This is a genomic window from Candidatus Symbiopectobacterium endolongispinus (genome assembly GCF_018777385.1).
In the GTDB taxonomy this organism is placed as follows: Bacteria; Pseudomonadota; Gammaproteobacteria; order Enterobacterales; family Enterobacteriaceae; genus Symbiopectobacterium; species Symbiopectobacterium endolongispinus.
This window is the reverse complement of sequence record NZ_JAFJYB010000002.1, coordinates 108,828-121,039: the sequence shown is the minus strand read 5'-3', so window position 1 is coordinate 121,039 and position 12,212 is coordinate 108,828. Positions and strand designations below refer to the sequence as shown.

Below are 12,212 nucleotides of genomic sequence, written 5' to 3'. Positions count from 1 at the left end.
AGGCTTCACGGTCGCTCGGTGAACGTCAAGGCGGGTTCCAAAGAATGTAATAACTTTTCCAGACGCGTATGAAACTGCCGTTGCGTCTCCTGCACTTTCGTCAGCACTTCGGTATCCTTAATTTTCTCTTCTTGCCAACGGCTCGTTTTATCGTACAAGCCGGTATGGTAGGAATAAACGAGCGTCTTTTCCTGGGCTTCCAACTGGAGCCACCATCCCCAGAATTCCCGTTTTTCCGGCACAGGTTTCACACTAACGCATACCGCCAGGCAATCAAAGAAAAAACGTTCGTTGTCGCACTGATTCTCTCTTAGATAGGGCCCCAATGAGGCAAAACTTTTCATGAGCCGGGCTTTCGGGTGTCCACTCGGTAATGTCATCGGTTTACTCCTCAGGTTGAAGCTTCTCTTTTAACAGATGGCAACAATAAATTAAACCGCTACGCTTCAGGTTATTCTTTCTTTGTGAGTCCGATGCTTAGGCGTTCAGCGCGTCCTTTAGCCAATCGCTGATATGGCCCAATGCCTGATGAAAATTACGGTATATCGGCGCCGACTTGATGGGCAACAATTTACCGTTGGTGGACGAATTGACGATCAGGCTCGCTTCTTCTTTCGGGCACAGCAGGTCATTATCCCAATAGCCCGCCAGCATTGGTGTCGGGCAACGGTGGCCCAGTAGCCCCTGCGTTTTAAGCGAGTAGCGACCCAATTCCGTTTTCAGCGCTGCGTCAGTGGCATTTGCCATGCCAAGGCGACTGGCCAGCACGTCCATATACATATCCGGCACCTGATGTTGGCGCTGCGTATCACACAGCAAATGGTGCACGATGGGGCCAAGCGTTGCGACACAGCGCAAACGGCCTGGATCCAGATAAGCCAGCCGCACCGCGATATTGGCACCGAAACGAAAACCAAAGGCACCAACGCGACAGTGATCGACCCAGGGGATATCAGGCAGTGCGCGCAACACCTGTCGGTGCAGGAAACTGCTGTCTTCACTTAACTTCCAGCGCGATGAAAAGCCTACCGACGGCACATCAATGGTCAGCATAGCCATGCCAGCCGGAGCCAGGTAGTCGCGGAACAGGCGATAATAGTCGCTTTGCAGCATATAGAGCGTGCCACACATCAGCACGGTCGGGAACGGTGCTGAGCCCTGCTCAGGCAAGTGCAAAAAGCCGCACAGATTACCGCCGCCTTCGATGGGAAAATCCAGCGCTTTTAACTGATACGGCAGATAGTTAGCCGCTTCTTCATAGGCGCGGTTCGCCAGCGTTTGTGCCTGCTCCGCCAGTTCATCCCCTTTGATATAGGGATAAGCCGCAATGCTGTAGAGATTGGCCGCATTCAGCCAATAGTGGCCATCGTGCTGGGTCTCTTCGCTTTCCATCGCTTTGGTTTGCCAGGCGGCCCCCTGCTTGGCCCACTCATAAATCCAGTTGCCGCTGCGGTAACCCACCACGGTATCCAGAAAATGTTCATTGCTGCGTTTAGCCGTGCTGACCGTAATCCGTGCCAGCACTTCTTCGATTTCACGTGGATCGACACCGCGCCAGATCCACATCAGGCGGTTCAGTGTGCGATACCAGTGTTTTGAATACCGCCCTTCCAGCGCGGAATGGCATTCAACGTCTTCATGGTGGCGAGCGCGCCTGACCAACGTTGATGTCTCTTGATGTTTGAACGAGGGTTTAAACAGTGTCTCAGAGAGATTGGCTTGAACCACGGCAGTCTCCTAGATACGGCATGATTGAGAACACGAAAACGCACAGCAGATGCGCATCGGAATGAAAGTACTGCACAGGCTTCTTTGAGCCTTTAAAAAAATTGCCCGGCACAAAGCCGGGCAATTAACATAACATTAGTTAGCGTCTGAACGCTATGCCAGAAGGCGATTACCGTCCGGCCAAGGACGGAACAAACACTACGCCCATGTCCCACGGTTGCTCAATCCAGGTGTCCTGTGGGATATCAACCACGTAGTCATCAACCAGTGGGCGCCCGGCAGGCTTGGCGAAGATGGTGATAAAATGCGCTTTCGGATACATATCGCGAATCGCTTTCGCCGTTCTCCCGGTATCCACCAGATCGTCGATCACGATAAACCCTTCACCGTCTCCCTCGGCACGTTTCAGGACAGTCAGCTCACGCTGGTTGTCGTGGTCATAGCTGGAGATACACACGGTATCCACATGACGTATGCCTAATTCACGCGCCAGCAGTGCACCGGGAACCAACCCGCCACGGCTAACGGCAATAATGCCTTTCCATTGTTCGGCTGGCAGCAAACGCTGCGCCAGTTTACGGGCATGAATTTGCAACATATCCCAGGTGACGACGTACTTTTCGCTCATAAAAATCTATCCTGACCAACGTTAAATTGGCTTAATTCGAGTCTGATGGGGGAAAAGATTGCGCGAGATTATAGATAGCCGCCAGCATAAAAACCAGTATTTATCCACGTAATCGCTGCGTACCTCTTGCTTTTGCCCTCGAATTGCCGGGTAAACACACCCTAGCACAAAGCGGAAAATAACGGCCATACCAGTTACTTAGCGCAAAGTATCAATTCGATATACTGAAATTCTCATCTTATAAAGCATAAAATGCTATGACTATCGGTAATACAAATTGAAGATGCATCAAAAGATAAGGAAAGTGATATTCTGTCACTAAAGTGCCGATTGCGGCGGCACAACCCGAAACGTTTAACTTGCAGTCCTTACGCACCTGATGCGCAGACGGGTCTGCTAACGAGGAGACGCTAATCGTGTCTGAACTGTCTCAACTTACTCCCCAGCCTTTGTGGTATATTTTTGCCACCATCTGTTCCATTCCCCATACTTCTTACCATGAAGAGGCGTTGGGGCATCACATTTAGCCTGGGCCAAAGGGCGTAATATTCACGCCGAGCGCGATGCAGTAGGAAATATCCTGCTGCGTAAAGCTGCGACGCCGGGGCTGGAAAACCGCAAAGCGGTGGTATTGCAGGCGCACCTGGATATGGTGCCGCAGAAAAACAATGACACCGTACACGATTTTACCACTGACCCTATCCAACCTTATGTGGATGGCGACTGGGTCAAAGCACGTGGCACTACGCTGGGTGCGGATAACGGTATTGGTATGGCCTCGGCGCTGGCGGTGCTGGCAGACGATCGCGTGAAACATGGCCCGCTGGAAGTGCTGCTGACCATGACGGAAGAATCCGGTATGGATGGCGCCTTCGGCTTGCAGCCCAACTGGTTGCAGGGCGATATTCTGATCAACACCGATTCAGAAGAAGAAGGTGAAGTGTACATGGGCTGCGCCGGCGGGATCGATTTTATCACCCGTCTGCCGCTGACGCGCGAAACGCTGCCCACAGATCTTTCCACGTTCAAACTGACGTTGAAAGGGCTAAAAGGCGGCCACTCCGGCTGCGATATTCATTTGGGTCTGGGTAACGCCAATAAGCTGCTGGCACGTTTTCTGTTCCAGTACGCCGCGAAAACGGATATTCGCGTGCTGGATTTAAATGGCGGCACCCTACGTAACGCCATTCCGCGTGAGGCCTTCGCCACGCTGGCCGTTCCGGCGGGCAACGTCGCCACGCTGAAAACGCTGGCAGAGCAGTATCTGGCAACGCTGCAACACGAACTGGCTGCCGTGGAAAAAAACCTGACGCTGGTTCTGGAAGAAACCTCCAGCGATGCTCTGCCACTCACCGCCGAATCCCGCGATCGCCTGCTGACCTTGCTGAATTCCACCCCGAATGGCGTCATTCGTATGAGTGATGAAGTCAAAGGTGTGGTAGAAACCTCGCTCAATTTGGGCGTGGCCACCATGAATGCAGAACAGGCAGAAATCGTCTGCTTGATCCGTTCGCTGATCGACAGCGGTAAAGATGCCGTGGTAGGAACGTTAACGGCGTTGGGTCAGTTAGCTGGCGCTCACACCGCACCGAAAGGCGGCTACCCTGGCTGGAAACCGGATGCCCATTCACCGGTGATGCAACTGGTGCATGAAACGTACCAGAAACTGTTCGACACCACGCCGAACGTCATGGTTATTCACGCCGGGCTTGAGTGTGGGTTATTTAAAAAGCCCTACCCGAACATGGACATGGTTTCCATTGGGCCCACCATTACCGGACCGCATTCACCCGATGAACAAGTGCACATCGCAAGCATAGGCCGCTACTGGCAACTACTGACAGCGCTACTGGCGGCTATCCCAGAAAAAGCGTAATCAAGGCGCGCCGGGGTATTTACTGTCACCGGCGCGTCGTCCCATTACTCCAAATTCAGTAGCAGTTGGCGTTCCATTTGCGGATCGAGCAAAGTAACGTGCAATCCAACCAGCCTGACGCCTCGCGTCTGACGCCACTCTTACCAGGTTTGCCGTGCCAACCGCAGCAGATCCTGCTTATTCAGTTCAGGCCATACGTGTTCCTGCGTGGTCTGGCAAAAATCATCAAACTTCAGTTTTACGCCCTGGCGGGCTATATGCAGGTCCGGTTTCACGCGCCGCAGGCGCAATCCCAGTTCCTGATAGAGTTGTTCCACCAGCCCCTCGCACTCATGCCAATGGTGGATATCGGCAGCCAGCGTCTTTTCCACGCCCACAGATTTACGCAAACGATCGGGAGACACTGCACGCTCATCAATGCCATGGCAGCGCTCCCATAGCACACGGCCAAATTTGCCAAACTGGCGCAGCAATTCGGCCAAATCGTACTGCCTCACATCTGCGCAACTGTGCAAACCATTCTCTTCCAACCGTTTTGCAGTCACCTTACCCACGCCGGGGATTTTTCCCAGCGGCAGCGCTAGCAGAAAGGCGTCCATATTGTTAGGGGTAATCACAAACTGGCCGTTAGGCTTATTCTGTTCCGATGCCACCTTGGCAAGAAACTTGATGGGAGCCACGCCCGCAGATGCCGTGAGCTGTAATTCATTGGCGATTGTCTGGCGAATATCCTGAGCAATCAGCGTCGCAGAACCGTTACACAACGGGCTGTCTGTCACATCCAGATAGGCTTCATCCAGCGAAAGTGGTTCGATCAGCGTAGTGTAGCGGGAAAAGATATAGCGAATCAGGCGCGATGTGACCTTGTACACCTCCATACGACCCGGCAGAAGCTTAAGCTGGGGGCACAAGCGCAACGCGGTCGCCGTCGCCATGGCGTTGTGTACGCCATAGCGTCGGGCGGGATAGTTGGCGGTGCTGATCACGCCACGTCGATCTGCACTGCCGCCAATCGCCAGAGGTCACCACCATGGACGAAAAGTCTCTCTACGCTCATATCCTCAACCTGTCTATTCCGTGGCAGGTAAAGTCTCTTTCTCTCGATGAAAATGCCGGTTCTGTTACCGTTACAGTTGAGATTGCGAAAAACACTCAGTTAACCTGTCCAACCTGCGGGAAATCTTGTCCTATTCACGATCACCGACATCGTAAATGGCGCCATCTCGATACCTGTCAGTTCGCGACAATAGTCGAAGCTGATGTACCCCGTATTATGTGCCCGGAGCATGGCTACCAGACGCTGTCTGTTCCATGGGCCGGCCCCGGTAGCCGGTATACGCTGTTGTTCGAGTCGTTCGTTATCTCATGGCTGAAAATCAGCACCGTGGATGCCGTCAGGAAACAGCTGAGGCTGAGCTGGAATGCTGTCGATAATATTATGCAACGGGCGGTTAAGCGTGGACTGGCCCGTCGAAAAACACCTCAGGCCGCACGTCATCTCTGTGTTGATGAGGTCGCTTTCAAAAAGGGGCATCAGTACGTCACCGTTATCTCTGATACCCAAGGACAGGCATTGGAACTCAAAGATGATCGCGGAGTTGAAAGTCTTGCTGGCTATCTCCGGAGTCTGGGTGACCGCCAGATTGAATCCATTAAAACCCTGTCGATGGACATGAATCTATCCTATATAAGCGCAGCGCGGCTCCATCTGCCTAACGCGGTGGAGAAGATCGCGTTCGACCACTTCCATGTAGCGAAAATGCTCTGTGCCGTCGTAGATAAAACACGACAGTTGGAGATGAAAACCATCCCGTTACCGGCACGAAAAAGTGCACATCGTTCCCGTTATCTGTGGTTGTACGGTCGCCATAAACGTCATGGTCGAATAGCAGAAAGACTGGAAGCAGCGCAGATGGTTCTGCCTGATACCAGCCGTTGCTGGGCAATGAAGGCGCTGGCCCGGGAACTCTGGAACCGCCGGTATGACGAACACAGCAGGCGTCTGTGGCTGGAATGGATAGGGATGGCAAAAGACGTTGGTGTCCCGCTACTAAGCAGCGCCGCCCGGACGTTACGTAAACGACTGTACGGGATCCTGAATGCCATGAAACACAGGGTATCAAACGGTAATGCAGAGTCACTAAACAGCAAGATAAGGCTGCTGCGGATCAAGTCCAGAGGATACCGGAACAAAGAACGCTTTAAGATGGCAGTGATGTTCCATTACGGCAGGTTAAACATGTTGTTATGAGTCTCCCACCATAATAGGGGAAGACCCTGTCCTGTGTTATTCATCACGCGTTGAATGGCGTCGTTAACTTCTCGAAACAGCGCATAGCGCTGATTTTTCAACTCATCAATGCGCTCTAAATCGATATTTTTAAGCACCTGCTCGCGGAAATAGAGCAGTATGCTGGTCATTTCAGTTTCAATATTCATCACTTTTTCCCTCTTTCACTTGTTCCGTTTCCCGCTGCTCAGATATCAAAAAGACAAAAAATCACACGACCGTATTTTGACGCGCAGTACGACGAAAAGTCGGCAGGGAAAACAGAATCTTACGAGAGGGCTTAGGGCCCAACGACTTGCCTAACAGGTGAGCAGCAAGTCGATAAAGTGAACTCTCTGAGGAGGGTTGATTACGATGAACGTTGTAGGCATTTACGCTAAAAATAGCGAGCCCGAGATATTCTTCAATATCAGTATTAACAAGCTCATCCGTACTTTTGGGATGACTCTCGTTTAAACACAGAAAAATACGCGTTTCTTTCAGTGGGTTTGCCAGCAAGAAACGTTTATGCTCTTCCAGTATATTTTTCGCCACACGCAATGAGGCTAACGCCCGTGAAATTACCAACACAATGACATGGGACTGCATAAATACCTGTTCCAGTTGCTGTTCGAGGTGTGTATGAATTCCATGATCAAAGAAAGCCAGATTATATCGATTAAACGCGGTATCCTCATACAGCCATGCTGCGTCGCACGTTTCCATCTTTACCGGCTGATGAGCGGTAAGATCGGCAATGCTGCCGTCGTTTTGGGTAACGCTTTAGCTAACAATAAATCCAAATCCCGACTGCCGCTGCAACCCTGCACCAACAGCATGGGTATTGAGGTCAGCATTCCCGCAGCCTTAAAAAGCTGATGCGCCACAGTGGATGCTCCTGCCCCACCCTTGCATCCCAGAACGCTGATTTTCATCGTCACTCGGTTATGCGTAGCCGGAATAGGGTCACGAATCAGATCGGGCAATTGCGCTAACTGTGATCCAATATGCCGATAGTTGGTTCCTGCCATCATCAACGCATGTGCAAAGCGGATTGAGTCATTATTGCCCACCAGAATCGGTTTTGCCGAAACCGGGATGAGTAGTGCAACCATCTGCATAATAAGTTCAACATTATCCACATCGCCAATATCGACAATAACCGCGATGGCATCACTGGCAAGCCGTCCTTCACGGGTATTTTTATCTACACCACTATTAAAAAAATAATTGAACGGATGAGCTACGGTGATATTCAGGTAACTGAATTTTATGTCGTGATGCCGAAGACACTGGTTTAACCAGATCGACAGTCGCAAAGACCACCAATTCTGTTTTATTTCTTTCCGTGTGAGATTTACGCGCCAGCGCCCCAAGAATAGGAATATCATTAATGAAAGGGACCTTGGTCAGTGATTCCACATCCTCTTCATTAAGTAAGCCTCCAATCACAAAGCTATCACCATCGGCCACTTCTATCGTAGAGCTGGAACGCCGCGTTTTTATCTGAGGTATGCTGTAATTATTATATGCATAACTCCCTGAAAAACTGCTGATTTCGTTAGAAACCAACAATTTTATTTTCTGTTTCTTTTCAACTTTAGCAGCAACATTTAATCGAATACCATATTCTTTATATTGTATGGTTGTACCCTCTTTACTTTGTACTAACAGCGGGATTTCACCGCCGACTAAAAAGCTGGCCACTTCACCGGACAACACGGTGAGATTAGGTTGAGCGAGTACCCGAGCCAAACTGTCATTATTAACAGCGCTGATTGTGGTACTGATATTTTCTGCATCGAATCCACATTTAAGACCAATCAAACTGAAAACACCAGGGTCATTAATAACCCCATTTACTTTAATCAGTCCACTAAGGGTTAAATTACTCCATTCGATCCCCAAAGTGTCTGTGAATTTTTTACTTACCTCAACAACGCTGAGCTTTACGTTAATTTGATTGGATGAGGGTAATTGTAATCTGTTTATTACATTGCTATAGATTTTGTTTGCCATAAAGAAAACTTCTGAGCTTTCCCGATCATCAGTATTATACTTTACCTTCAGATCTCGGCTTTCCTTCCCTACGACACTGCCCACTAACTGATATACCGCCCCACGGGTTTCCTCATCGGGCATAGTCCCCGTCAGGATATAAGATTTACCTTCACTGCTGATAAAACTCTTAACTACCACCTGACTACCGGGAAACTCAACCACAATGCGCTGATTGATATCCCCCAGAAATGAATCAACATTTATTTGTAAATCAGCCAAAATTTTTGTGTCAGCATCATAGGCAGTGACCTCTGAAATACCGGGGACCTTCGCATACAATACGATGGTGTTTTCATTCAATACTTTATAGTCCGCTACTGAGGGATCTGAGATAAATACCGTATTAACACGCCCTTTGGTTCGTAATGTTTTTGACTGCCCAGGCTTTAAAAAGAGTTGATCGGCCATTGTGGTTAACGGACACAATAAAATCAGTGCTAGCATCAGGCGAGCGTGAAATGGGAAGCGCTTCATCATCAAACTTTTTCCTCTGTTAAAATTTCCCTATCAGCCCCAACAGGCAAGACCTGTTAACCGCGCCACTCGTGTGTGGGCCGCGAGCGAGGTTCATCAAACAGTGGGGGGGCACTACTGACGGGCCATATTGCCTCTTTGCCGGATAGCGTTTCACTACCTCTCGAACGTAAGTCAATAGGGTTTCTGGCCGTGGGAAATAGCAGTATTCTGGCGTTGCCTTCTAATCTTTTTAGCAGCTTGATTTCTGCATCTCTCAGTTCAACCAGGAGTTGGCTTCTGCTTTCTTGAGACTTCTCTTTTTCATCCTGGTTTACCCGACGAATTGCCAATACACGCCTATTGATCATCAGGGGTTTAAGCCGTGTATCGCGAATCGACTTCGCGGGCGAGATGATGTCCTCACTTCCGTTATCGTCTTGACGGAGTCCATAGGAAAGATAGATATCCACACTGGCACCTGGCTTTAAATTGGTTAACAGATAATTATCAGAAACATCTAACTCAAAGGGATAAAGCACATTTCCTGGCATGATAAACATAGCGATATAATCATCACTACCTTCAACCAACGCAGTTGGTTGAAGGTAGGTGCCTTTGGCTACCGCACTTTTAAGTGCCCAATGAATAAGGTCATTTTCTTTTATATTGAACTGCATATCAGTGCTTTCTGGTGATACAGATATATTTTTCAATTGAAAATCTTCTTTCTTCAGAACATTGTTGGCAGACAGGTCTCGCTGGGCGACGGCCACGACAATGGTTTCTGTTAAAGAATTTCCCCGCATTTCACTCGTTCCTGGTGTCGGCGTACGTGCGGATTTCATATAGAATAAAATACCAATGCTACCAGTCAGAATCATTAACATGTAAATAATCAATGCGCTCTTTTTCATTTCAACGCTAATCCGCTTTCGCTGTTGTTATAAAATTATAATCAGGTATAATACCCATTATAAGAACCCCCTCTTTTTTTGACATATAGCTACCGCATGAGCTCAACAAAAGCGTTCGAAACAGGCACTTTATACACACATGCAGATACAAAGTACCTGTTTTCAGGTTAAAGTATCGCTTCAATTTTTCATAGGGTAGTTAATAACCTCTATTTTACAGAACTCTCCACTGTAGTTTTGATCTTGGTGAAGATGCCTGACAACATTTCTCTAACAGGTCCGTTTTCACCAAAAATAACCGTAACCACCGCAGCAATACCAGCGGCCACAATAGCATATTCAACAGCGGTTACCCCACACTGATCATTTTTAAAATTGTGCATTGCTTCAGTAAAATACACATAACTCACGATCGACTTTCCCTGAACATAACTTGCTAAAGAATACATATCCAATCCTCTCCATTTATTAATGCTATTATTTCACCACGTCTTTTTTCGACTTGGTAATATTCAACACTCATTATTTTGCGGGGATTTTATAACATCTCTTTTTCGCCATTAACAATGGCAATATTTACAAAGAAAACCCAAGAAAAACAATTGCCAAAACCTATCAATTAACAAAACACTAGCAAAAATCAAAAAATAATAAGATTTCTCTTACTTATGAAAAGTACACACATAAAACAAACAACAATTAATATTACCTTTCTTCAAACACACGATAAGAATAACCAACAAAAACAAATCAAACAGATATTCATTAATAAAAGCATTAAAAAACGACCTATTTACATCAGCTCATTATAAAATGAATGAGAAATCAACATTTAGCAGTTCACACTAAACATTCGAAGACAAAAGAATAAAATATCGATCTTTATAATAAAACAACAAGTAAAAATAAGCGGACAAGTAGAGGGATGAGAGTGTGAACCCTTCACATACACATTATTTATCTGGCACCCGTTCTTTCCATCATGGATAATATATTGTTTTATTGTGAATTTATTAGCATTCAAACGTAATAACAAGCACAGACAGAGGGTAACGCACATGATCTTCAGTAAAGGAGGTATGGAATAGACTGAGAAAATAAAACATAAATTATCTGTTCAAAACTCTTATAATCGATAATATCTAACACGGCGGGGAACGCGCTCATTCACACGATATAATAAATAGATGTCATCTAGCCAGCGCTAAAAGCCAGCATCGTGGCTAATACTTAGCATTTTCAACGCAGGAAATGCTACACCATTTCGTTTTCTTTACTGGTGATAAATTCAACACGCATCGAAAAAGCAAAAAAATGCTGATATAAGCGAACTTATATCAGCATCCTTTAGTTATTGGCGGAACGGACGGGACTCGAACCCGCACCCCCCCCTGCGTGACAGGCAGGTATTCTAACCGACTGAACTACCGCTCCCCATTAACATGCCCTTACGAGCGGGATGAATACTAAGGTGATCATACTGTTTGTTTATAATTCCAGCGCCATGCTGCAATCATCATCAATGGAATGATGATTACTGGCGCCACAAGCAACTGCCCCCCTTTTTGGCAATCAGATCGAGGCGCGTTTCATGAGCTGCCAGTTCTTCCGGACTGGCATAAATGATGGGCAAAGCAGACGCTTGGTGCGTAATTCGCTGCACGCTCTCACTTTCTGTACTCACTTGCTGCGTGTCACTCTCCATGGCAAACGCCAAAGAGGTTTGTCCCCCCGTCATGGCCAGATAGACATCAGCCAGAATTTCGGCGTCGAGTAACGCCCCGTGTAGCGTTCGTTTGCTGTTATCTATCTGATAACGGTCGCACAATGCATCCAGGCTGTTTCTTTTACCAGGAAACAGCTTACGCGCGACCATGAGGCTATCAGTTATCTTGCAAAAAGTCTCTGTCTTCGGGATATCCCGATTCAGCATCCGAAATTCGTAGTCCATAAAGCCAATATCAAACGCGGCATTATGAATAACCAGTTCCGCACCGCTAATGAACTCAATAAACTCCTCGGCTATCTCAGCGTAGGCAGGTTTATCTTGTAAAAATTCATCGCTGATGCCGTGGACCATGAACGCTTCCGGATCAACCAGCCTATCAGGCTTGATATACACATGATAATGGCGCCCCGTCAGGCGGCGATTAATGACCTCTACCGCACCAATCTCAATGATTTTATGGCCTTCATAATGAACGCCGAGCCTATTCATCCCCGTGGTTTCGGTATCCAGAACGATCTGTCGTGTAATTGCAATGCTCATCGCTTTCGTTT

The 12,212-nt window shown here is 47.9% G+C and carries 11 protein-coding genes, 1 tRNA gene and 2 pseudogenes; 2 read left to right on the top strand and 12 right to left on the bottom strand.

The window, feature by feature from the left end; all coding sequences use genetic code 11:
* Positions 1-5: 5 nt before the first annotated feature.
* The 3 genes from crl to gpt all read right to left on the bottom strand — a co-directional run bounded on the left by crl (position 6) and on the right by gpt (position 2,356).
* The gene (gene crl, locus JZM30_RS07185; protein WP_252318189.1) at positions 6-380 is read right to left on the bottom strand and encodes a sigma factor-binding protein Crl; all 375 of its coding nucleotides are present in this window, start codon (positions 378-380) and stop codon (positions 6-8) included.
* Between the two features lie 97 nt (positions 381-477).
* On the bottom strand, positions 478-1,728 hold the full coding sequence (gene frsA, locus JZM30_RS07180) for an esterase FrsA (RefSeq protein WP_252318188.1): 1,251 nt from the start codon (positions 1,726-1,728) through the stop codon (positions 478-480).
* Between the two features lie 169 nt (positions 1,729-1,897).
* Positions 1,898-2,356 (bottom strand): xanthine phosphoribosyltransferase, encoded by a 459-nt coding sequence (gene gpt / locus JZM30_RS07175; protein ID WP_252318186.1) that lies wholly within the window; start codon positions 2,354-2,356, stop codon positions 1,898-1,900.
* 416 nt (positions 2,357-2,772) lie between these two features.
* On the opposite strand from gpt, the pseudogene pepD reads away from it, so the two are divergent.
* A pseudogene (gene pepD, locus JZM30_RS07170) lies at positions 2,773-4,232 on the top strand (beta-Ala-His dipeptidase).
* Positions 4,233-4,276: 44 nt separating this feature from the next.
* On the opposite strand, the pseudogene dinB reads toward pepD, so the two are convergent.
* A pseudogene (gene dinB, locus JZM30_RS07165) lies at positions 4,277-5,254 on the bottom strand (DNA polymerase IV); the annotation flags it as partial.
* A gap of 8 nt (positions 5,255-5,262) precedes the next feature.
* Here dinB and JZM30_RS07160 point away from each other — a divergent pair.
* The gene (locus tag JZM30_RS07160; RefSeq protein ID WP_252318185.1) at positions 5,263-6,483 is read left to right on the top strand and encodes an ISL3 family transposase; all 1,221 of its coding nucleotides are present in this window, start codon (positions 5,263-5,265) and stop codon (positions 6,481-6,483) included.
* On the opposite strand, the gene JZM30_RS07155 is transcribed toward JZM30_RS07160, so the two are convergent.
* The 8 genes from JZM30_RS07155 to dnaQ form a co-directional block, all read right to left on the bottom strand.
* Positions 6,456-6,671, bottom strand: coding sequence for a hypothetical protein (locus JZM30_RS07155; RefSeq protein ID WP_252318184.1), 216 nt, complete (start codon positions 6,669-6,671; stop codon positions 6,456-6,458). The two genes, JZM30_RS07160 and JZM30_RS07155, sit on opposite strands and share 28 nt — an antisense overlap.
* Before the next feature lie 61 nt (positions 6,672-6,732).
* Positions 6,733-7,227 (bottom strand): CpaE/TadZ family protein, encoded by a 495-nt coding sequence (locus tag JZM30_RS07150; RefSeq protein ID WP_252318183.1) that lies wholly within the window; start codon positions 7,225-7,227, stop codon positions 6,733-6,735.
* A 2-nt stretch (positions 7,228-7,229) separates the two neighbouring features.
* Positions 7,230-7,622 carry a hypothetical protein gene (locus tag JZM30_RS07145; protein ID WP_252318181.1) on the bottom strand — a complete coding sequence of 131 codons (393 nt, stop codon included), beginning with the start codon at positions 7,620-7,622 and terminating at the stop codon, positions 7,230-7,232.
* 97 nt (positions 7,623-7,719) lie between these two features.
* Positions 7,720-9,039, bottom strand: a complete 1,320-nt coding sequence (locus JZM30_RS07140; protein WP_252318179.1) for a type II and III secretion system protein family protein — start codon at positions 9,037-9,039, stop codon at positions 7,720-7,722.
* A gap of 53 nt (positions 9,040-9,092) precedes the next feature.
* On the bottom strand, positions 9,093-9,932 hold the full coding sequence (locus JZM30_RS07135; protein WP_252318177.1) for a CpaB family protein: 840 nt from the start codon (positions 9,930-9,932) through the stop codon (positions 9,093-9,095).
* A 209-nt stretch (positions 9,933-10,141) separates the two neighbouring features.
* Complete coding sequence (locus tag JZM30_RS07130; protein WP_252318175.1) at positions 10,142-10,381, bottom strand: Flp family type IVb pilin; 240 nt, start codon at positions 10,379-10,381, stop codon at positions 10,142-10,144.
* A gap of 906 nt (positions 10,382-11,287) precedes the next feature.
* Positions 11,288-11,366 (bottom strand) — tRNA-Asp (locus JZM30_RS07125).
* Between the two features lie 100 nt (positions 11,367-11,466).
* Positions 11,467-12,201, bottom strand: coding sequence for a DNA polymerase III subunit epsilon (dnaQ, locus tag JZM30_RS07120; protein WP_252318174.1), 735 nt, complete (start codon positions 12,199-12,201; stop codon positions 11,467-11,469).
* Positions 12,202-12,212 lie beyond the last annotated feature (11 nt).